Below are 20,411 nucleotides of genomic sequence, written 5' to 3'. Positions count from 1 at the left end.
ACACTGACTAACGCTGGCGGTCGTGCGAGACTGTCTGTCCGGGCGGGAAGCCCGTGTGTCTTTTGTCTGGAGTCCCCATGTCGCTGTCCACCGGGCTGATAGCCGCCGTCGCCCTGGCCTATATGGCCATCATGTTCGCCATCGCCTTCTATGGCGACCGTCGCAGCGCGCCCCTGCCGCCGCGTGTGCGGGCCTGGGTGTACAGCCTGTCCCTGGCGGTCTATTGCACCAGCTGGACTTTCTTCGGCGCCGTGGGCCAGGCCGCCGAACAGCTCTGGTCGTTCCTGCCGATCTACCTCGGGCCGATCCTGTTGCTGGTCGGCGCGCCGTGGGTCCTGCAGAAAATGGTGATGATCAGCAAGCAGGAGAACATCACCTCGATCGCCGACTTCATCGCTGCACGCTACGGCAAATCCCAGTCACTGGCGGTGGTGGTGGCGCTGATCTGCCTGGTCGGTGTGTTGCCCTACATCGCGCTGCAACTCAAAGGCATCGTGCTCGGCGTGAACCTGCTGATCGGCGCCGGTGCCGACGCCATGGGCACCCGCGCCCAGGACACCGCGCTGATCGTGTCGCTGGTGCTGGCGCTGTTCACCATCGTCTTCGGTACCCGTAACCTCGACGCCACGGAACACCACCGTGGCATGGTGCTGGCGATTGCCTTCGAATCACTGGTCAAGCTGTTCGCGTTTCTCGCCGTCGGCGCCTTCGTGACCTACGGCCTGTACGACGGTTTCGAGGACCTGTTCGACCAGGCCATGCTGGCCCCGCGGCTCGAACAGTACTGGAAGGAAACCATCAACTGGCCGTCGATGGTGGTGCAGACCGGTGTGGCGATGATGGCGATCATTTGCTTGCCGCGGCAGTTCCACGTGACCGTCGTCGAGAATATCGATCCCCAGGACCTGCGCCTGGCCAAGTGGGTGTTCCCGGCCTATCTCGCCCTCGCCGCCTTGTTTGTCGTGCCGATCGCCCTGGCTGGCCAGATGATGTTGCCCAGCTCGGTGTTGCCGGACTCGTTCGTCATCAGCCTGCCCCTGGCCCAGGCTCACCCCGCGCTGGCCCTGCTGGCGTTCATCGGTGGCGCATCGGCGGCCACCGGCATGGTGATCGTGGCCAGCGTGGCACTCTCGACGATGGTCTCCAACGACATGCTGTTGCCCTGGCTGCTGCGGCGCAACAATGCCGAGCGCCCGTTCGAAGTGTTCCGCCAGTGGATGCTGTCGGTGCGTCGCGTCAGCATCGTGGTGATTCTGCTGTTGGCCTACGTCAGTTATCGCCTGCTCGGCTCGACCGCCAGCCTGGCGACCATCGGCCAGATCGCCTTCGCCGCCGTGACCCAACTGGCCCCCGCCATGCTCGGGGCGCTGTACTGGAAACAGGCCAACCGCCGCGGCGTTTTCGCGGGGCTCGCCGCAGGTACCTTCCTCTGGTTCTACACCCTGATCCTGCCGATTGCAGCCAATAGCCTCGGCCTGTCCTTGAGCACGTTCCCGGGCCTGGCCTGGTTGCACAGCAATCCACTGAACCTGCCGATCACCCCGCTGACCCAGGGCGTGGTGCTGTCGCTGGCAGGCAATTTCACGCTGTTTGCCTGGGTCTCTGTGCTGTCGCGTACCCGGGTTTCCGAGCACTGGCAGGCGGGCCGTTTCATCGGCCAGGAAATCAATGCCCGCCCCAGCGCACGTTCGATGCTGGCGGTGCAGATCGACGACCTGCTGCAACTGGCGGCGCGTTTCGTCGGCGAAGAACGCGCCCGCCAAAGCTTCATCCGCTTTGCCTATCGCCAGGGCAAGGGCTTCAACCCGAACCAGAACGCCGACAGTGAATGGATCGCCCATACCGAACGCTTGCTGGCCGGCGTGCTCGGGGCCTCTTCGACCCGCGCGGTGGTAAAAGCCGCCATTGAAGGCCGGGAGATGCAACTGGAGGACGTCGTGCGCATCGCCGACGAAGCCTCGGAAGTGCTGCAGTTCAACCGCGCCTTGTTGCAAGGCGCCATCGAGAACATCACCCAGGGCATCAGCGTGGTCGACCAGTCGCTGAAACTGGTGGCCTGGAACCGTCGCTACCTGGATCTGTTCAACTACCCGGATGGCCTGATCAGAGTCGGCCGGCCCATCGCCGACATCATTCGCCACAATGCCGAACGCGGTCTGTGCGGCCCTGGCGAAGCCGAAGTGCACGTCGCGCGTCGCCTGCACTGGATGCGCCAGGGCCGCGCGCATACGTCCGAAAGACTGTTCCCCAATGGCCGGGTGATCGAGCTGATCGGCAACCCGATGCCGGGCGGTGGCTTCGTCATGAGTTTCACCGACATCACCGCGTTCCGCGAAGCCGAGCAGGCGCTGACCGAGGCGAACGAAGGCCTGGAGCAGCGGGTCACCGAACGCACCCATGAATTGTCGCAGCTCAACGTGGCCCTGACCGAAGCCAAGGGCACCGCCGAGGCGGCCAACCAGTCCAAGACCCGTTTCCTCGCGGCCGTCAGCCATGACCTGATGCAACCGCTGAATGCGGCGCGACTGTTCTCCGCCGCCCTCTCCCATCAGGACGATGGCTTGTCGGGCGAGGCGCAGAAACTGGTCGGGCACCTGGACAGCTCGCTGCGTTCGGCCGAGGACTTGATCAGCGACCTGCTGGACATCTCCCGTCTGGAGAACGGCAAGATCAACCCCAATCGCCAGCCGTTCGCGATCAACGAACTGTTCGACACCCTCGGCGCCGAGTTCAGGGTGTTGGCGCAAGAACAAAAACTGGAGTTCCGCGTTCGTGGCAGCGCGCTGCGAGTCGACAGCGACGTCAAACTGCTGCGACGGATTCTGCAGAACTTCCTGACCAATGCTTTCCGCTATGGCAAAGGGCCGGTGCTACTGGGGGTTCGCCGGCACAAGGAACAACTGAGCCTGGAAGTCTGGGATCGCGGGCCGGGTATTCCGGAAGACAAACAACAGGTGATCTTCGAAGAATTCAAGCGCCTCGACAGCCACCAGACACGGGCTGAAAAAGGCCTGGGCCTGGGCCTGGCGATTGCCGACGGGCTATGTCGCGTGCTCGGTCATACCTTGCGTGTACGCTCCTGGCCGGGGCGCGGCAGCGTGTTCAGCGTCAGCGTGCCGTTGGCCCGGGCGCAGACCGCCGCGCCGATCAAAGTGGCCGAGCTCAATGGCAAGTTGCTCAATGGCGCGCAGGTGCTGTGTATCGACAACGAAGACAGCATCCTGATCGGTATGAACAGCCTGCTGAGCCGCTGGGGTTGTCAGGTCTGGACCGCGCGCAATCGCGAGGAGTGCGCAGCGTTGCTGGACGAAGGCATGCGTCCGCAATTGGCGCTGGTGGATTACCACCTCGATCATGGCGAGACCGGCACCGACCTGATGGCCTGGTTGCGCACGCAAATGGGCGAGCCGGTTCCCGGGGTGGTGATCAGCGCCGATGGCCGACCGGAGACCGTTGACCTGGTGCATGCGGCGGGGCTGGACTATCTGGCCAAACCGGTGAAACCGGCGGCGTTGCGGGCGTTGTTGAGCCGGTACATACCGTTGTAATCACTGATGCCTCCAGTTTTTTCGCGAGCAGGCTCGCTCCCACAGGAGAACGCATTCCAATGTGGGAGCGAGCCTGCTCGCGAAGCTCTTTCAGCTACTCCGGCAACTCGACCAACCCATCGACATCGGTCATCGCCCGCTCCAGCAAATCCGCCGGCAGGCTCTTGCTCGCCCGCGCGCCCAGCAGCTTGAGTTGTTCACTGCGACTGACCAGGTTGCCGCGTCCCTCTGTCAGCTTGTTGCGTGCCGAACTGTAGGCCTTGTCCAGTTGCTGCAGGCGATTGCCGACCTCGTCCAGATCCTGGATAAACAACACGAACTTGTCGTACAGCCACCCGGCTCGCTCGGCGATTTCCCGGGCATTCTGGCTCTGGCGCTCCTGCTTCCACAGGCTGTCGATGACGCGCAGGGTCGCCAGCAAAGTGGTGGGACTGACGATCACGATGTTGCGGTCGAACGCCTCCTGGAACAGCGTCGGCTCAGCCTGCAGCGCGGCCGAAAACGCCGCCTCGATCGGCACGAAGAGCAACACGAAATCCAGGCTGTGCAGACCATCGAGGCGTTTGTAGTCCTTGCCGGCCAGGCCTTTGACGTGATTGCGCAACGACAGCACGTGCTGCTTGATGGCGATCTGGCCGATAGCCTCGTCTTCAGCCGCGACATATTGCTGATAGGCCGTCAGGCTGACCTTGGAATCGACCACCACCTGTTTGTCGCCCGGCAGATAAATGATCACGTCCGGCTGGAAGCGCTCGCCGTCCGGCCCCTTGAGATTGACCTGAGTCTGGTACTCGCGGCCCTTCTCCAGCCCCGCATGCTCAAGCACTCGCTCAAGAATCAGCTCACCCCAATTGCCCTGGGTCTTCTGCCCTTTCAAGGCACGGGTCAGGTTGGTGGCTTCATCGCTCAAGCGTAAATTCAGCTGCTGCAGGCGCTCCAGCTCCTTGGCCAGGGAGAAACGCTCGCGAGCCTCGTTCTGATAGCTTTCCTCGACACGTTTTTCGAAGGACTGGATGCGCTCCTTGAGTGGATCGAGCAACTGCCCCAGGCGCTGCTGGCTGGTTTCGGCAAAACGCTGCTCGCGCTCATCGAAAATTTTCCCCGCCAGCTCGGCAAACTGCGCGCGCAACTCGTCCCGCGAACCTTGCAGGTCGTTGAGGCGTTGTTGATGGCTGTCCTGTTGCTCGCGCAGTTCGGCGTTGAGCGACGCGGTCTGGGCATCCAGACGGCGCAATTCGGCTTCTTTGCCGGCGCGTTCGATGTTCCAGGCATGGGCGGCGTCCCGGGCGTCGTCGCGCTCGATCTGCAGCAATTCGACTTCACGACGCAGCGCAGCCAGATCAGCCTGTTTGGCGGAATTGGCGAGGGTCAGATCAGCGACTTCATCACGGCTGGATTCGAGCTGGGCATTCAATCCGTCCTGGGCCAGTTGCGCCATGGCCAGGCGTTCCTGCAGCAAAGCAACGTCTGCCTGCGTGGTGCTGGCCCGACGCTGAAGTTGCCAGGCCAATACCAGCAACGGTAACCCTGCCGCTGCCAGCCCCAGCAATATGCTGGTCAAGTCCATTGCCATAGCCACTCCTGCGATTCGGATAAAGCCTGAAGGTTAACCAAGGCGTCCGGTCTTGGACAGCTCAGTCTTCGATCAGCCCCAGTTCCTGTTGAGCGCGGACATCACCTGCCCGGGCGGCCTGACGCAGCAGGTCCTGACCGATCCGACGGTCCCGGGCATTCCCGCATTCGCGGCACATCAACTGGCCCAGGCGACTTTGCGCAGCCACCACGCCCTCTCGGGCCGGTTGCTTGAGCAGACGTCCGGCAATGTGTTTGACGTTGCGGTTTTCACCCAGGTGCGGACTGTCCAACAGCCACTCCGCCACGCGCATGGAAAAGCGCTTGGTAGGGACAACAGTCGGGGGCGTAGAGGAAGAAGAAACTGGAGCTGAGCGAAACTTCATAAAGCACTGTGGGGCAGATCGGAAGGCGCGCAACTTTACTCTCTTTTTCTTACAGGTAAAGCTGAAAATATCCCGGCACGCCCGTCCTAGAGCAAGCGCTCGGGACAATCCACAGAAGCTGTGGATAACTCAGTGGACAACCGCCCCTGAACCCGCTCAAAGCCCTGTGGAATGGGGCTCGCAGTCAAACTGACGATTTTTTCACCAGTAAAAAAAAGCGATGTTTTTCATTGACTTAAATTTTGGTTACAGGCAGCCACTGAGCTTGAACGGGAGATGACAGCAGGGTGACAGGCTCTGCAACTAATGTGCACAAGTGCCTTCCCGGCGGTTATATCGATGCGCTTTTTCGGCGCATTTTTTGCTCTGCCTGGGGATAAACGCTGGAAAAGCCGGCGTTTAGACCGATGCGCGGCTGAAAATCTCCATGACCAATGGTCGGATTCAGACCGGACACAGGGGCAAATCAATCCGCTTTGCAAATCTTTTCGCTAGCACACTTCCATTCGCCAGTTCAATCCGTTAGTATCCGCGGCGTTAGTACCAAGCTGAAAGTCAATTCTGGTCGAACAAATCCCCCCGGACAGCCTTCCCGACGGAAGCCTCCACCGAACAAGCGGGATCGACCACCTCGATGGTTTCCAGGTAAATCTTGCGCCGACACAACCTTTGAATCGAAAACAAAGGATGTTGCTCCGCCTGCCTACTCTGCTCGAACCAACCTGCAAATTGATCAGGATCTTCACCCCGGGCCCAGAACCTTTGCCCTCGATGTGTTGCCTGCCCTCCTAAGTACCTACCTGCCAGCCCAAGCGCGCCAACTTATCAGCGCTTCAAACTGGCTGCTTTGTTCCAGTCGGGTTCTTCGTTCGATCAATGGTGATCGACGTTACTGGAACGTTTTAACGTTGCACGGTTCTTATCCGTGTCATTTGTAGGAACACCCAATAATGTCTACTCAAATCCACACTCAGGATGCCATTCGCACCCTAACCAACGCTTTTGCACCAATGAACTGCCTGATCATGGCTGCTCGCAAAGGCTGCTTCAGCTTCACCCTCGTCAACGAACACGGCATCGCCCGTCACAGCGAACGCCTGTACCCCGATCAATATTCCAGCGCCGAGCCGCTGCAGGCCGTGATCGAGCGTACCCGTCAGGCACTGGTTGCCTGAAACGCCAGAAAGGCTGAAACCCCGAAAGCCCTGCCCGAAAAGCAGGGCTTTTTATTGCCCGATATTTCACCGCGCTCGAACCAGGCCTAAGCACGATCCGATATAACGGTTATAACTGGTCGCTGGAAATATTTTAAAAACAGGCCTTTACAGCGCGAATATGACACTACACTTCAACTCAAGCGGCTTGACCCGCTTGCGGCGAGCCTGAGCCGATCCACAGCTGCCAAGCCCCCCTTCAGGTATCGCCGTCCAATTCAGGTCTCGAGGGTTTTATGGGTATCGCTGCCAGCGAACTGTGCCGCTACGTGATTCGTCCGACGTTGATCTACCTCGGACGCCATAGCGCTACTGCCGAATCCCTGCTGCTGGGCATCGCCGCCAGCCAGTCCGCCCTTGGTTCCGCCCTGCATGACCGCCGTGGGCACGGCCTGTACCGCATCGCCGAGCCCCGCCACCAGGCCCTTTGGGACCATTACCTGGCCCTGGATCCGGAACGTGCAAGCCTGGTCCGCGGCCTGGCCAGCCAGCATGCGTTTCTGAGTGGCCCGCACCTCGAATTGACCGTCAACCTGCGTTACGCCACAGCCATCGCCTGGCTGCTGGTGGAAGAACAGAACACCCCCCTCCCCGCTCCTGATGATCTGCTGGGCATGGCCAGAATCTGGCGCCAGACATTTCAGCCTCAGGGACGTCTGCGTGATTTCACTTGCGCTTGGCAAACCTGTGTTTCGCCGCTGAATCAGGTAGCCTGCTGACACCTCTGGATCCAATATCGCGCAACACGTCGCGATTTTAGTCCGATTGTCCTACAAAACCGCTCTAAATCAAGCCATACAGGCTATGGCGCTGCGGCGAAAATGTTGGTAATTTTCGCCCCGGTGATCACCAGGAGTTCTAATAATGAAAAAAGTAATGCTCAAATCCACCATTAGCCTCGCCGTTGCCATGGCATCCACCCAGATCTTTGCAGCTGGCTTTGCCATCAACGAACACAGCATCAGCGGGATGGGGACTGGGTACGCCGGGCGATCTTCTTCTGCCGATGACGCAAGTACTGTTTATGGCAACCCTGCCGGCATGTCGCGCATCAAGCGCGAACAGGTTACCGGTGGCGTTGCATTCCTCGATGCAAAAACCGATATCAGCCACGCCAGCTCCAGCCCTAACAGCGGTAGCAACGATGGCGACATGGTGCCCTTCACCACCGTTCCTATGGGCTTCTACGTCAAGCCAATCGACGAGCATTGGGCATTCGGTGTAGGCGTGTACGTGCCATTCGGCTTGATTACCGACTACGAAAACGGCTTTGCCGGCCGCTATTTCGGCAGCAAGTCCGAAGTGCAAATCGTCACCCTGCAGCCAACCGTCAGCTACGCCTTCAACGACAAGGTGTCGATCGGCTTCGGCCCGACCATCAACCGCATCGATGGCACGCTGGAATCCAACCTGTCGATCACTCAGGCGGCGCCGGACGGCAAGGTCAAGATCAAGGGTGATGACACCGCGCTGGGCTACAACATTGGCGTGCTGGTGCAAGCGACCGATACCACCCGCCTGGGTCTGACTTACCACTCGAAAGTCGACTACAAACTCGAAGGCGATACCAAGGTCAACTACGGCGTGCTGGGCGCAATCGGTCTGGGTGCCAACCAGAAGTACGATGCATCGCTGAAGATCACCACGCCTGAGTCCGTGGACTTCTCGGTCACCCAGGTGCTGAACGACAAGTGGACCGCTTACGCGGGTACCACCTGGACCCGCTGGAGCCAGCTGGAAAAAATCACCGTCAAGAACGATGGCGTGCAACCGGTGCTGGCTGGTCAGTTCGGTGAAATTACCGAAGAGCAAAACTGGCACGACACCTGGGCTTACGCCATTGGTACTTCCTACCAGCTGAACAAGGAATGGGTCCTGCGTACCGGTCTGTCTTTCGATCAGTCGCCGACCAACAACGTCGACCGCTCGCCACGCATCCCTACTGGCGACCGGACCATCTTCAGCATCGGTGCCGGCTGGAGCCCGACCGAAGACCTGACCATCGACGTTGCCTACTCGTACCTGAAGGAAGAGTCGGTCAAGATCAGAAACGAAAACGATCGTGGCCAGACCTACGATTCCAAGTATGAAAACTCGGCAAACGGTTTCGGTGTTGGCGCAACCTACCGCTTCTGATGCTGCATGGCGGGGTTGACCCCTCGCCCACAAAAAAGCCCCGTTCGGGTGACCGACACGGGGCTTTTTTGTGGCTTTCGATCAGGGTTTCAGCGGCGCGGAAGCAATGGCCTTTTCCACTGCGGCCAGAAACTCGGGATCGTTCGGTTTGGTCAGGCTGGAAAAGCTGGCTATCACGTTACCCTGGCGGTCGATCACATACTTGTAGAAATTCCACTTCGGTGCGCTGCTCTGCCTGGCCAGTACCTGAAACAGATGGGTGGCGCCGTCGCCACGTACCTTCTGCGGCTCAGACATGGTGAACGTCACACCATAGTTGGCATAGCAGACTTTCGCGGTCTCGGCGCTGTCCCTGGACTCCTGCTTGAAGTCGTTGGACGGCACACCCAACATTTCCAGGCCTTGCCCCTTGTAGCGCTGATTGAGCGCTTCAAGGCCCTCGAACTGCGGCGCGAAACCGCAGAAGCTCGCGGTGTTGATCACCACCAGCGGTTTGTCGGCATAACGCTGGCACAGGTCGATGGACTCCTTGGCCCGCAGTTTCGGCAGCGAGCCCTGCAGCACCTCAGGGCAATCTGCGGCCCAGGTCAGTCCTGACAACGCCATCAGCAACGCGGGAACGGCACACCAGCGTTTGAGCATCTCGAGCATCCTTGAACAATCGTCAAAGTTCGACGTTACTCGCCATCCCCGCTTGCTAGCAAGCCTGCTGCTAGCAGATGCTCATGCCCAACTGCATCAGCGCCAGCCCGCCCTGATGCCAGCCCCACCACACCAGGGCGAGCAGAAGCGCGCAGACAGCGAGAACCGTGATCCGGGGCCAAAGTCTGTTCATGTCGCACTCACTTGTGTTTGCAGGCGCGCCACCGGCCGCTCACGCACCGGCCAGTTCAGGGCGGCGGCCAACAGGCTCAGCAGAATCGCGACCTGCCAGATCAAGTCATAGCTGCCGGTTCGGTCGTACACCACGCCGCCCAGCCAGCCACCGAGGAACGCACCGAGCTGGTGAAACAGGAAAACAATCCCACCGAGCATGGACAGGTTTCGCACACCAAACAAGGTCGCCACCGTACCGTTGGTCAACGGCACCGTCGACAGCCACAAAAAGCCCATGGCCATGCCGAACAGGTAGGCCGAGGTCGTGGTCACCGGCGCCCACAGAAACAAACCGATGACCACTGCCCGCAACAAATACAGAGCGGTGAGCAAGCGCGGCTTGGACATGCGCCCGCCGAGCCAACCGGCGGTATAGGTACCGAAAATATTGAACAGGCCGATCAGCGCCAGCACCGTGGTGCCGACCGTCGCCGGAAGGTGTTGATCCACCAGATAGGCTGGCAGGTGCACACCGATGAACACCACCTGGAAGCCGCAGACAAAAAAGCCGAACGCCAGCAGCCAGAATCCGGAGTGCGAGCAGGCCTCGCGCAGCGCTTCGCCCAGGGTTTGTTCGTGGCCGAGGACGGGCAGCGGCTTGTCCTTGAGCATACTCACCAGCGGCACGATCAACGCCACCAGCAAGCCCAGCGCCAGCAGCGCGGCGGACCAGCCAAGCCATCCGATCAGGCCGAGCGTGCCGGGCAACATCGCGAACTGGCCGAACGAGCCGGCGGCACTGGCGATCCCCATGCCCATGCTGCGTTTTTCCGCCGGTACAGCGCGGCCGACCACCCCCAGAATCACCGAGAACGAGGTACCGGACAGTCCGATGCCGATCAGCAGGCCGGCGCTCAGGGACAGGGTCACCGCCGAGTCGGAGAGCCCCATGCAAATCAGTCCGACTGCGTACAGGACGCCACCGATCAGCACCACTTTCGCCGCGCCGAAGCGGTCAGCCAGGGCGCCGGTAAACGGCTGGGCGAGGCCCCAGATCAGGTTCTGCAAGGCGATGGCGAAGGCAAAGACTTCACGACCCCAGCCGAACTCCGCGCTCATCGGCGCCAGGAACAGCCCGAAGCCATGCCGCACCCCCAGGGACAGCGCCAGGATCAGCGCACTCCCCAACAGAACCCAACCGCACGTACGCCACATCGATGTCATTGTTGTTCTCCGGTAGCGGGTATATACCCGCTTAAAATCGGAAAAACCGGCGTCACGCCAGTTCGTCCAGCAGCTTCAATAAGATTTCGCGCTTCTCGGCCCCCAGGCGATCGATCAAGCGCTGCTGCGCGGCTTCCCAGGCCGGCAAGGCGGCCGTCAGGCGCTCCGCCCCCGCCTCGGTCAGCAGGACGATGCGATTACGCATGTCCTCACCCTCGACCAGCGTCACCAGGCCTTCCCCCTCCAGCACCCGCAGGTTGCGCCCCAGCGTGCTGCGATCCAGGCCCATGGCCTCGGCCAGGGTCGAAATGCTTGGCTGATCCAGACGCTGCAGATTACACAGCAAAGAATACTGCGCAACGTTGATCCCGAAGCCATCGAGAGCGCCGTCGTAATGCCTGCTGACGCCACGGGCGGCGCGTCGCAGGTTGATGCATAAACACTGGGAATCGAGCATGGTGCGTGTATATACCCGCGAGTCGGTTAAATCAAGTTACAGAAGCGCAGTAACAGTCAGAACAGTGCCAAGCCTACCAGCACTGCAACTTCCAGTAACTCCAACATTGCGCCTGCGGTATCGCCCGTCGTGCCGCCCAGACGCCGCAGCATCACCTGGCGCAACCAGGCAAATCCCAGAACGGCCATCACCACCGCCACTACACCACTCAAACCGGCAATCAGCACACAGCCCAGCGCGCTGACCGCCAGTACCTGCTTGCCCGCCGAACGCGGAAGATGGTCGGCCAATGCCTGGCCCAGGCCACCGGCACGCACGTACGGCGTGGTCAGGAACAGGCCGAGCAAGGCGCTGCGACCGATCAATGGCACGATGATCAATGCCAGTGAATGCGGCTGCTCGACCAGCGCCAGCAACGCGGTGAATTTGAGCAACAGCACCAGCACCAGCGTCACCACGGCGATCGGCCCGCTGCGCGGGTCTTTCATGATGGTCAACGTACGCTCGCGGTCGCCAAAACCACCGAGCCAGGCATCGGCACTGTCCGCCAGGCCATCCAGATGCAATCCACCACTGAGCAGCACCCAGACGCTCAGCAGCAACGCCGCGTGCAGCAATGGCGGCGTGCCCGACAACAGCCAGTTCAGCGCCCACAGAATCGCGCCGAAGAGCAATCCCACCAGCGGATAAAACAGCAGTGACCGCCCCAGCTCCCGAGGCTCAGGCATACCAGGCAGGCGAATCGGCAGGCTGCTGAGAAATTGCAGGGCGATCCAGAATGACAACATGGTCAGAGCACTTCCTTCAACAGGCCAGCGGGCTCCAGCGTCAGCGAAAACAGTGCGCCATGCCCGACCTCAACGTTGAGCAGTTGTTCTCGCGGCAGCCCGCGCGCTTGCGCCAGCAACAGGCGCATCACACCGCCGTGGCTGATCAGCAGAATGCGCTCACCGGCATAGGTCGTGTGCAGCCGCTCCAGCGCGGCCAGCACCCGCGCCGAGAAGTCCACAACCGGCTCGCCCCGGGGCGGTGTGAACGAATAGGGATCGGCCCAGAACAAGCCCAGCGCCTGCGCGTCGGTTTCCATCAACGCCGCCGCGCTCTGCCCTTCCCAGGCGCCGAAATGCAACTCTTGCAGGTCTTTATCCAGCTGCACCGGCACAGCCAGTTGCGCACCGAGTTCCTCGGCAAACCGTGCACAACGCTGCAAGGGTGAACTGACCAGCCGATCCCACGGCCCCTGCCCGACCACAGCGGCGCGCATCTGCGCCCAGCCCGTGTCGGTCAACGCATCATCGATGCTGCCGCGCAGGCCGCCGCCGAGTTCGGTTTCACCGTGACGCAGCAGGTCCAGGCGCAAGGTCATGCCGGACGATCCGCCACGGCGGCTTCGGCGAAGGTCGCCATCTGCCCGTGCAGGTCACACGCCAGGCGCAGCAGCGGCACTGCCAACGCCGCGCCACTGCCTTCACCCAGACGCAGGCCGAGATCGAGCAACGGCTGCGCATTCAGGGTTTCCAGCACATGCCGATGCCCCGGCTCGGCGCCGCGATGACCGAACAACAGCCACTGCCGACACTCAGCATTCAAGCGCACCGCCACCAATGCCGCGACGCTGCAAATGAAGCCGTCCACCAGCACCGCGACACCTTCCTGGGCACAGGCAAGACAGGCGCCGACCAGCGCGGCGATCTCGAAACCACCTAGGTTGAACAGGGTCTGCAAGGCATCGCCACGCTGCGCACCGTGTAGCGTCAGCGCGCGCCCGATCACCTGGGCCTTGTGGCTGACACCTGCGGCGTTGAGCCCGGTGCCGGGCCCGGTCAAATGGTCCACCGGGCAATCGAGCAAGGCACAGGCCAGGGCGCTGGCAGCGGTGGTGTTGCCGATGCCCATTTCGCCACCGATATACAACTGCGCACCGTCGGCCTTTGCCCGCAGCACGCTGTCGCGGCCGGCCTGCAAGGCTAGTTGCCCCTGGGCCTCGGTCATGGCCGGGCCCTGGACAAAATTCGCCGTGCCCGGGCCAAGGTTCAAGTGACGCACGCCCGGCAGATCCAGCGACGGCGTTACCGTGCCGAGATCGACCACCTCAAGGGAAGCACCCAGTTGCCGCGCCAGCACACTGATCGCTGCGCCGCCGCTGACGAAGTTGAGCAGCATCTGCCCGGTGACCTCCTGGGGAAACGCCGACACGCCCTCGGCAACGACGCCGTGGTCACCGGCAAAAATCGCGATCCACACCTGCTCCAGGCTCGGCTTGACCCGCCCCTGCAAACCCGCCAGTTGCACCGCCACCGATTCCAGTTGACCAAGGGAGCCCGCCGGCTTGGTCAGTTGCTGTTGCCGCGCCCGGGCCTGTTCGACCGCTTGGGTATCGACCGGTTTGCACGGGTTCAGCCACCAGGATTGAGTCATAACGCAGTTCCTTTCAGAGTCAGGGGCAGGCCGGCGACGGTCAGGACGACACGCTGGCAGCGCTCAGCCAGAGCTTGATGCAGCCAACCGGCTTCATCGACATAGCGGCGAGTCAATTCGCCCAGCGGCACGACACCCATTCCGGTCTCGTTGCTGACAAAAATGATTTCACCCGGCAGCGACGCCAGGCAGTCCAGCAGGGCGTCACGTTCGGCTTGCAAGCGCGCGGGATCGTCGAGCATCAGCAGATTGGTCAGCCACAGGGTCAGGCAATCCACCAACAGGCAGTGGTCGGCACGGGCGTTTTCACGCAGTACGCGGGCCAGTTCCAGTGGCTCTTCGATCAGTGCCCATTCTGCAGGGCGACGGGCGCGGTGATGAGCGACCCGCTCGTTCATTTCACCGTCCAGTGGCTGGCTGGTGGCGATGTAGGTCACGGCCAGGGCGCTGTCGATGGCGAGTTTTTCAGCGAGGCGACTCTTGCCGGAGCGGGCGCCGCCGAGGATCAGTTGAAGCATGGTTTATTCCTTAAAGTCTTCGGTGAAGCGCCTGGCCTCATCGCGAGCAAGCTCGCTCCCACAGTTGACCGCGTTCCAATGTGGGAGCGAGCTTGCTCGCGATGGGGCCGGCAAAACCAGCCTAAATCCCGCAGAGCTGCCGCAACAGCCCGGTATCCAGATGCTTCTCCACCAGGTCCGCCAGCCGCTCGATATCACGCTCGCGCAAGGCGTGGTAATCCACGGCCTGCACATCCTCCAACCCGGCCCAGCGCAGCAACGCGCTGCATGCTGCCGGCGATTCGAACAAGCCATGCAGGTAGGTGCCGAAGATCTGCCCGTCGGCACTTTGTGCACCATCGCAACGGCCGTCATCCAGATGCACGGCGGCCTGTTCCAGCGCCGGTCCGCTGGTCACGCCGGCATGAATTTCATAGCCTGATACCGGTGCGTCTTCCAGCGCCAGGCGACCACGCACGTTGCGCAACTGCTTCTCTTGTTCGAGGCGGGTCTGGAACGCCAGCAAGCCCAGGCCGGCACTGGAACCGGGCGCGCCTTCGAGCCCCAGCGGGTCATGCACCTGCTCACCGAGCATCTGCAGGCCGCCACAAATCCCCAGCAGTTTTCCGCCGTAACGCAGATGCCGGGCGATCGCGGTTTCCCAGCCATTGGCGCGCAGGTACGCGAGGTCGCTGCGCACGCTTTTCGAACCGGGCAGGATGATCAGGTCGGCGGGTGGAATCGCCTGGCCGGGACCGACGAACTGCAGGTCCACCTGCGGATGCAGGCGCAGCGGATCGAAGTCGGTGTGATTGCTGATGCGCGGCAGCACCGGCACCACTACCTTCAGCACCTGTTCGGCCTTATCGGTCTGGCGCTGGTCGATGCCGTCCTCGGCCTCCAGGTGCAGGTCCATCACATACGGCAGCACGCCGATCACCGGTTTGCCGGTGCGCTCTTCGAGCCAGTCGAGGCCGGGTTGCAGCAACGCGAGGTCGCCACGAAATCGATTGATGATGAAGCCTTTGACCCGCGCCTGCTCACTCGGCGACAGCAGTTCCAACGTACCGACCAAATGGGCGAAAACTCCGCCGCGATTGATATCGGCGATCAGCACCACCGGGCAGTCCACCGCCTCGGCGAAGCCCATGTTGGCGATGTCGCCGGCGCGCAAATTGATTTCCGCCGGCGAGCCAGCGCCCTCGACCATCACCAGCGGATACCCCGCGCTCAAACGCTCGTGGGAGGCCAGCACCGCTTGCATGGCGATGGTTTTGTAGTCGTGATAGGCGACGGCGTTCATGGTGGTGACGGCGCGGCCATGGATGATCACCTGGGCACCGGTGTCGCTGTTGGGCTTGAGCAATACCGGGTTCATGTCGGTGTGTGGCTCGAGGTGCGCGGCCTGGGCCTGTACCGCCTGGGCGCGGCCGATCTCGCCGCCGTCGGCGGTCACCGCACTGTTGAGGGCCATGTTCTGCGGCTTGAAGGGCACGACCCTGACGCCCTGGCGCGTAGCCCAACGGCAGAGTGCGGTCACCAGCGTGCTTTTACCGGCATCCGAGGTGGTGCCCTGCACCATCAGCGTGGTCATTGGTTTTCCTTGGCAAAATCTTCGAACGCCTGCGCCAGTCTCGCCCAGGCGGCTTCGTCACCGGGCAAGCCGAATCGCAGGCTGCTGTTGTGCGTGAACAACCGCAGGAGAATGCCGCGCCGGGCCATGAATTCACGCAGCGCTTCGGCGCGCTCGGTGATCAGCCACTGGAACAGCGCACAACCGCCCTGGGGCTGGAACCCGTGTTGTTCCAGCAGCGTCGCCAGGCGTTCGCCGGCCTCGTCGGTGCGTGCCCGTTGCCGCGCCTGCCCCTGGGTATCGCGCAAGCAGGCCTGGCCCACGACCCGGGTGGCCCCGCTCACGGCCCACGGCCCCACTTGGTCAGCCAGCAGCTTGAGCAACTTGCGTTCGGCCAGCACAAACCCCAGGCGCACACCGGCCAGGCCGAAAAACTTGCCGAAGGAGCGCAGGACGATCAGCCCGACTTGATGGGCAAACGGCGCCAGGCTCAGTTGCGGCGTGTTGTCCATGAACGCTTCGTCCACCACCAGCCAGCCACCGCGCTGGGCCAGCCGCGCGTGCCAGTCGAGCAGGCGACTGGGCGTCAGGCTCAGGCCCGTGGGGTTATTCGGATTGACCACCACCAGCACGTCGAGGCTGTCGAGAAAGAAGTCGACTTCCTGCTCCACCACTTCACGCACGATGTAGCCGTTGCGCCGCCACGCTTCAGCGTGCTCGGCATAACAGGGCGACAACACGCCGACCTTGCCTGCCCGACGCAATCGCGGCAGCAACTGGATCGCCATTTGCGAGCCGGCCACCGGTAGCGCCTGCAAAGTCCCGTAGTAATCACACGCGGCCTGCTCCAGGCCGTCGTCCGTCTCCGGCAAACGGGCCCAGGCCCGCAGCGGAATATCCGGCACCGGGAACGGCCAGGGTGCCAGGCCCGTGGACAGGTCCAGCCAGTCGGCCTCATCTATGCCGTACTCGAGCGCTGCCTTGCGCAATCGCCCACCGTGCTCAAGCATAAAATTCGGCCCCCAGGCAGAGAATCAGCAGCCATAACCATACCCCGCGCTGGACCAATTGCCAGCCCCGGTCAATGGCGTCGGCATCCGCCGGCACGCCTTCGCCCAACTGCGGACGTTGATGCAGTTCGCCGTGATAAATCGCCGCCCCGCCCAATTCGACGCCCAGGGCACCCGCCCCCGCCGCCATCACCGGGCCGGCGTTCGGGCTGTCCCAGGTCGGGCCCTGGGTGCGCCAGCACTTCAACGCCAGCCGGGTTTTGCCCAGCAACGCGTAAGTCAGTGCCACCAGGCGCGCGGGAATGTAATTGAGCACGTCGTCGATCTTCGCCGCTGCCCAGCCGAACCGTTCGAAGCGCTCGTTGCGATAACCCCACATCGCATCCAGGGTGTTGCTCAGGCGGTAAAGAACCACGCCCGGCGCACCGGCCACGGCAAACCAGAACAACGCCGCGAACACCGCGTCGCTGCCGTTCTCCAGCACCGACTCGGTGGCGGCACGGGCGACTTCGGTTTCATCCAGATCACTGGTTTTGCGGCTGACCAGATAACTGACGCGTTTGCGTGCTTCCTCAAGATCATTGCCACGCAAGGCCTTGGCCACCGGCTTGACATGCTCACCGAGGCTGCGCATGCCGAGGGCGCAATAGAGCGCGAGAATCTCGACGATCCAGCCAACGTAGGGCGCCCAGGAGAATGCCGTGGCCAACAGCACCAGCGGCAACACGGCGATCACCCACGCGGTGACGCCATGGCTGCGCCAGCCGCGACCACCGCCGTTGAAACGTTGCTCGATGCGCTCGGCAAATCGGCCGAACGCCACCAGCGGATGCCAGCGTTTGGGTTCGCCCAGCAGCGCATCCAGCGCAACCGCGGCGACACTCAACAACGCCACACTCATTGACTCACTCCCCAATAATTTTCATACAGCAATTCATGTAGCGGACGCGCCTGCGCCCAGCCTTCGAGCACCAGCATCGGCGCCGGATAAAATTCTTTGACAGGCCCCAGGCACAGCACCGCGAGCGGTTTGGCGCCTGCTGGCAACCGCAACAGATCGGCCAGCGCTTGCGGCTCGAACAGCGACACCCAACCCATGCCCAGCCCTTCGGCGCGGGATGCCAGCCACAGGTTCTGGATCGCACAGGACAGCGAAGCCATGTCCATTTCCGGCAAGGTGCGGCGGCCGAAGATGTGCTGCTCGCGGTCGTCCATCAGGGCGGCAACCAGTACCTCGGCGCAATCGTTGATGCCTTCGACCTTGAGCTTCATGAACTCATCGCTGCGCTCGCCGAGGGCTTCGGCGGTGCGGATGCGCTCCTCTTCCACCAGCTCCTGGATTTGCCCGCGCAAGGCGCGATCGCTGATGCGAATGAAGCGCCAGGGCTGCATCAGGCCCACGCTCGGCGCCTGATGTGCGGCCTCGAGCAGGCGCCGCAGCAATTCGGGATCGACGGTGCCGCCACTGAAGTGGCGCATGTCGCGGCGTTCGGCGATGGCGCGGTAGACCGCTTTGCGTTCGGCTTCGGAGAATGCGGTGTCGGTCATGGCCTCTTCGCGGGCAAGCCCGCTCCCACAGGGTTTAGGTGATCCTTTGTAGGAGCTGGCTTGCCAGCGAAGGCGGCCTTACGGTCTGGCGCAAACAATGCAGCGACAGCCGCGGGATTCGACGGAAAATAAAAGTGCACGTATGAGGCAGTCATCCGTCCCTCACGGTAGACCGCCTCCGCTCCTCGCCCGCCGTTGGGGCTCAGGCCACGGGCAATCGGCACCAGTTCGGTGGTGGTCAGCGAATGGTGATAGGTGTGCCCGCGCAGCGAACCTTCCGGCAGTTCCACCGCTTGCAACGCCAGCGCGGCGAGGCGTTTTTGCATCACCGCATCACCGTTCAACAAACCGACCAGCTCCGCACGAGCGCCCTCGACATCGGTCAACGAATCGAGCAGATAAAGCATGCCGCCGCATTCGGCCAGCAAAGGTTTGCCCGCTGCGTGGTGCGCGCGAATTGCGTTCAGCATCGAAGTGTTTTGCGAGAGAGCCACATGGTGCAATTCCGGATAACCGCCCGGCAGATACAAGCTGTCTGCCTCCGGCAATTGCGCATCACGGATCGGCGAGAAAAACCGTAGTTCGGCACCCATCGCCCGCAGCAGGTCCAGACTCGCGCCGTAGGTGAATGCAAAGGCTTCATCCCGGGCAACGGCAATGCGCACACCGGCCAGCAGCGGTTCGGCCGTGATGACATCAGGCGCGGCGAATTCGACTGCCGGGGGCAACGCAACCTCGCAGCTGCTGGCCAGGGCATCGGCTGCCGCATCGAGGCGCAGGTCGAGATCGTTCAACTCACTGGCCTGCACCAGCCCCAGGTGCCGGCTCGGCAGTTCGATCCCGGTCTCCCGGGACAGCGCGCCGTACCAGCGCAACCCTTCGGTCAGGCTGCCTTCGAGCAGTTGCGCGTGGCGCAGCGTGCCGACGCGATTGGCCAGCACGCCGGCGAACGGCAGGTCCGGCTGATAACGCGCCAGCCCCAGAGCGAGTGCGCCAAAGGTCTGGGCCATGGCGGTGCCATCGATCACACCCAGCACCGGCACACCGAAATGCCGCGCCAGGTCGGCGCTCGACGGCGTACCGTCGAACAGCCCCATGACGCCTTCGATCAGGATCAGATCGGCTTCAGCGGCGGCTTCCCACAACAGGCGGCGACTCTCCTGCTCGCCGACCATCCACATGTCCAGTTGATACACCGGTGCACCGCTGGCGCGCTCGAGGATCATCGGATCGAGAAAATCGGGGCCGCACTTGAACACGCGAACCTTGCGCCCCTGATTGCGGTGCAATCGGGCCAAGGCGGCGGTGACGGTAGTCTTGCCCTGGCCGGAAGCCGGCGCGGCAATCAGTACCGCGGGACATTGACGAGGGCTATTCATAGAGTGCGGCTCACAGCTCGACGCCTTTCTGCGCTTTGATCCCGGCCTGGAAGGCGTGTTTGATAACGCCCATTTCGGTGACGGTGTCGGCCATCTCGATCATTTCCGGCTTGGCGGCACGACCGGTGACCACCACGTGCTGCATCGGCGGCCGGGCCTGCAAGTCGCTGAGCACCTGATCGAGGTCGAGGTAGCCGTGCTTGAGGGCGATGTTCAACTCGTCGAGCACCACCAGACCGATGGACGGGTCGCGCAACAGCTGCTGCGACACAGCCCAGGCAGCTTCGGCGGCGGCGATGTCGCGCTGGCGATCCTGGGTTTCCCAGGTAAAACCTTCGCCCATCACATGAAAACGCACCTGCTCGGGGAAGCGTCGGAAGAACAACTCTTCGCCCGTGCTGTTGCGGCCCTTGATGAACTGCACCACGCCGCATTGCATGCCGTGCCCCATGGCGCGGGCAAGCATGCCGAAAGCCGAACTGCTCTTGCCCTTGCCGTTGCCGGTCAGCACCAGCAACAGGCCACACTCGTTCGGGGAATTGGCGATGCGCTCGTCGATCACGGCTTTTTTGCGCTGCATGCGCGCCAGGTGGCGTTCGTCACGATCGGGGGTATCAGTCATGGGGGAGCTCT

Annotated in this window: 20 protein-coding genes; 4 read left to right on the top strand and 16 right to left on the bottom strand. The window is 62.4% G+C overall.

All coding sequences use genetic code 11. From position 1 onward, the window contains the following. Positions 1-77: 77 nt before the first annotated feature. On the top strand, positions 78-3,548 hold the full coding sequence (locus AB4O16_RS25245) for a hybrid sensor histidine kinase/response regulator (protein WP_460156107.1): 3,471 nt from the start codon (positions 78-80) through the stop codon (positions 3,546-3,548). Positions 3,549-3,642: 94 nt separating this feature from the next. On the opposite strand, the gene AB4O16_RS25240 is transcribed toward AB4O16_RS25245, so the two are convergent. Continuing rightward, positions 3,643-5,007 (bottom strand): DNA recombination protein RmuC, encoded by a 1,365-nt coding sequence (locus AB4O16_RS25240; RefSeq protein WP_178120819.1) that lies wholly within the window; start codon positions 5,005-5,007, stop codon positions 3,643-3,645. Positions 5,008-5,182: 175 nt separating this feature from the next. Further along, positions 5,183-5,506: a sel1 repeat family protein gene (locus AB4O16_RS25235; RefSeq protein ID WP_160390159.1), complete on the bottom strand. Its 324-nt coding sequence runs from the start codon at positions 5,504-5,506 to the stop codon at positions 5,183-5,185. Between the two features lie 950 nt (positions 5,507-6,456). On the opposite strand from AB4O16_RS25235, the gene AB4O16_RS25230 reads away from it, so the two are divergent. The 3 genes from AB4O16_RS25230 to AB4O16_RS25220 all read left to right on the top strand — a co-directional run bounded on the left by AB4O16_RS25230 (position 6,457) and on the right by AB4O16_RS25220 (position 8,856). Then, positions 6,457-6,681, top strand: a complete 225-nt coding sequence (locus tag AB4O16_RS25230; RefSeq protein ID WP_007898912.1) for a hypothetical protein — start codon at positions 6,457-6,459, stop codon at positions 6,679-6,681. Positions 6,682-6,956: 275 nt separating this feature from the next. Then, on the top strand, positions 6,957-7,439 hold the full coding sequence (locus tag AB4O16_RS25225) for a hypothetical protein (RefSeq protein WP_007984504.1): 483 nt from the start codon (positions 6,957-6,959) through the stop codon (positions 7,437-7,439). A 145-nt stretch (positions 7,440-7,584) separates the two neighbouring features. Continuing rightward, on the top strand, positions 7,585-8,856 hold the full coding sequence (locus AB4O16_RS25220; protein ID WP_160390161.1) for an OmpP1/FadL family transporter: 1,272 nt from the start codon (positions 7,585-7,587) through the stop codon (positions 8,854-8,856). Between the two features lie 81 nt (positions 8,857-8,937). Here AB4O16_RS25220 and AB4O16_RS25215 read toward each other — a convergent pair whose 3' ends face one another. The 14 genes from AB4O16_RS25215 to cobO form a co-directional block, all read right to left on the bottom strand. Then, positions 8,938-9,498, bottom strand: a complete 561-nt coding sequence (locus AB4O16_RS25215; protein ID WP_223593326.1) for a glutathione peroxidase — start codon at positions 9,496-9,498, stop codon at positions 8,938-8,940. Between the two features lie 70 nt (positions 9,499-9,568). Then, complete coding sequence (locus tag AB4O16_RS25210; protein WP_256678363.1) at positions 9,569-9,691, bottom strand: hypothetical protein; 123 nt, start codon at positions 9,689-9,691, stop codon at positions 9,569-9,571. After that, positions 9,688-10,896 (bottom strand): MFS transporter, encoded by a 1,209-nt coding sequence (locus AB4O16_RS25205; protein WP_160390163.1) that lies wholly within the window; start codon positions 10,894-10,896, stop codon positions 9,688-9,690. Before AB4O16_RS25205 ends, AB4O16_RS25210 begins: the two co-directional genes overlap by 4 nt. A 52-nt stretch (positions 10,897-10,948) precedes the next feature. Continuing rightward, the gene (locus AB4O16_RS25200; protein ID WP_160390164.1) at positions 10,949-11,353 is read right to left on the bottom strand and encodes a MarR family winged helix-turn-helix transcriptional regulator; all 405 of its coding nucleotides are present in this window, start codon (positions 11,351-11,353) and stop codon (positions 10,949-10,951) included. 56 nt (positions 11,354-11,409) lie between these two features. Then, the gene (locus tag AB4O16_RS25195) at positions 11,410-12,141 is read right to left on the bottom strand and encodes an adenosylcobinamide-GDP ribazoletransferase (RefSeq protein ID WP_460156106.1); all 732 of its coding nucleotides are present in this window, start codon (positions 12,139-12,141) and stop codon (positions 11,410-11,412) included. A 2-nt stretch (positions 12,142-12,143) separates the two neighbouring features. Next, entirely contained in the window at positions 12,144-12,719 is a 576-nt protein-coding gene (gene cobC / locus AB4O16_RS25190; protein ID WP_160390166.1) for an alpha-ribazole phosphatase family protein, read from the bottom strand. Further along, entirely contained in the window at positions 12,716-13,771 is a 1,056-nt protein-coding gene (gene cobT / locus AB4O16_RS25185; RefSeq protein ID WP_460156105.1) for a nicotinate-nucleotide--dimethylbenzimidazole phosphoribosyltransferase, read from the bottom strand. The genes cobC and cobT overlap by 4 nt, the downstream gene beginning before the upstream one ends. After that, on the bottom strand, positions 13,768-14,289 hold the full coding sequence (gene cobU / locus AB4O16_RS25180) for a bifunctional adenosylcobinamide kinase/adenosylcobinamide-phosphate guanylyltransferase (protein ID WP_160390168.1): 522 nt from the start codon (positions 14,287-14,289) through the stop codon (positions 13,768-13,770). The genes cobT and cobU overlap by 4 nt, the downstream gene beginning before the upstream one ends. Positions 14,290-14,410: 121 nt before the next feature. Further along, positions 14,411-15,862 (bottom strand): cobyric acid synthase, encoded by a 1,452-nt coding sequence (locus tag AB4O16_RS25175; protein ID WP_160390169.1) that lies wholly within the window; start codon positions 15,860-15,862, stop codon positions 14,411-14,413. Continuing rightward, positions 15,859-16,851, bottom strand: coding sequence for a threonine-phosphate decarboxylase CobD (gene cobD, locus AB4O16_RS25170; protein WP_460156104.1), 993 nt, complete (start codon positions 16,849-16,851; stop codon positions 15,859-15,861). The genes AB4O16_RS25175 and cobD overlap by 4 nt, the downstream gene beginning before the upstream one ends. Next, entirely contained in the window at positions 16,844-17,752 is a 909-nt protein-coding gene (gene cbiB, locus AB4O16_RS25165) for an adenosylcobinamide-phosphate synthase CbiB (protein ID WP_460156103.1), read from the bottom strand. Before cbiB ends, cobD begins: the two co-directional genes overlap by 8 nt. Continuing rightward, entirely contained in the window at positions 17,749-18,399 is a 651-nt protein-coding gene (gene bluB / locus AB4O16_RS25160; protein WP_460156102.1) for a 5,6-dimethylbenzimidazole synthase, read from the bottom strand. Before bluB ends, cbiB begins: the two co-directional genes overlap by 4 nt. Further along, the gene (locus AB4O16_RS25155; protein ID WP_460156101.1) at positions 18,396-19,778 is read right to left on the bottom strand and encodes a cobyrinate a,c-diamide synthase; all 1,383 of its coding nucleotides are present in this window, start codon (positions 19,776-19,778) and stop codon (positions 18,396-18,398) included. Before AB4O16_RS25155 ends, bluB begins: the two co-directional genes overlap by 4 nt. Before the next feature lie 10 nt (positions 19,779-19,788). Continuing rightward, a complete protein-coding gene (cobO, locus tag AB4O16_RS25150) occupies positions 19,789-20,400 on the bottom strand; it encodes a cob(I)yrinic acid a,c-diamide adenosyltransferase (RefSeq protein WP_057715808.1) in 612 nt (203 codons plus the stop codon). Positions 20,401-20,411: the final 11 nt, after the last annotated feature.

The organism is Pseudomonas sp. S2_H10 (assembly GCF_054668285.1).
The sequence above is the reverse complement of the archived record's forward strand: the minus strand, read 5'-3'. Positions and strand labels throughout refer to the sequence as shown.

Coding starts and splice junctions, on each gene's coding strand:
- cobU (WP_160390168.1), bottom strand. CDS start 14,289: ATGCTTCAACTGATCCTCGGCGGCGCCCGCTCCGGCAAGAGTCGCCTC.
- cobO (WP_057715808.1), bottom strand. CDS start 20,400: ATGACTGATACCCCCGATCGTGACGAACGCCACCTGGCGCGCATGCAG.
- AB4O16_RS25200 (WP_160390164.1), bottom strand. CDS start 11,353: ATGCTCGATTCCCAGTGTTTATGCATCAACCTGCGACGCGCCGCCCGT.
- bluB (WP_460156102.1), bottom strand. CDS start 18,399: ATGACCGACACCGCATTCTCCGAAGCCGAACGCAAAGCGGTCTACCGC.
- AB4O16_RS25205 (WP_160390163.1), bottom strand. CDS start 10,896: ATGACATCGATGTGGCGTACGTGCGGTTGGGTTCTGTTGGGGAGTGCG.
- AB4O16_RS25235 (WP_160390159.1), bottom strand. CDS start 5,506: ATGAAGTTTCGCTCAGCTCCAGTTTCTTCTTCCTCTACGCCCCCGACT.
- cobT (WP_460156105.1), bottom strand. CDS start 13,771: ATGACTCAATCCTGGTGGCTGAACCCGTGCAAACCGGTCGATACCCAA.
- AB4O16_RS25215 (WP_223593326.1), bottom strand. CDS start 9,498: ATGCTCAAACGCTGGTGTGCCGTTCCCGCGTTGCTGATGGCGTTGTCA.
- cobD (WP_460156104.1), bottom strand. CDS start 16,851: ATGCTTGAGCACGGTGGGCGATTGCGCAAGGCAGCGCTCGAGTACGGC.
- cobC (WP_160390166.1), bottom strand. CDS start 12,719: ATGACCTTGCGCCTGGACCTGCTGCGTCACGGTGAAACCGAACTCGGC.
- AB4O16_RS25230 (WP_007898912.1), top strand. CDS start 6,457: ATGTCTACTCAAATCCACACTCAGGATGCCATTCGCACCCTAACCAAC.
- AB4O16_RS25210 (WP_256678363.1), bottom strand. CDS start 9,691: ATGAACAGACTTTGGCCCCGGATCACGGTTCTCGCTGTCTGCGCGCTT.
- AB4O16_RS25245 (WP_460156107.1), top strand. CDS start 78: ATGTCGCTGTCCACCGGGCTGATAGCCGCCGTCGCCCTGGCCTATATG.
- AB4O16_RS25195 (WP_460156106.1), bottom strand. CDS start 12,141: ATGTTGTCATTCTGGATCGCCCTGCAATTTCTCAGCAGCCTGCCGATT.
- AB4O16_RS25220 (WP_160390161.1), top strand. CDS start 7,585: ATGAAAAAAGTAATGCTCAAATCCACCATTAGCCTCGCCGTTGCCATG.
- cbiB (WP_460156103.1), bottom strand. CDS start 17,752: ATGAGTGTGGCGTTGTTGAGTGTCGCCGCGGTTGCGCTGGATGCGCTG.
- AB4O16_RS25175 (WP_160390169.1), bottom strand. CDS start 15,862: ATGACCACGCTGATGGTGCAGGGCACCACCTCGGATGCCGGTAAAAGC.
- AB4O16_RS25155 (WP_460156101.1), bottom strand. CDS start 19,778: ATGAATAGCCCTCGTCAATGTCCCGCGGTACTGATTGCCGCGCCGGCT.
- AB4O16_RS25225 (WP_007984504.1), top strand. CDS start 6,957: ATGGGTATCGCTGCCAGCGAACTGTGCCGCTACGTGATTCGTCCGACG.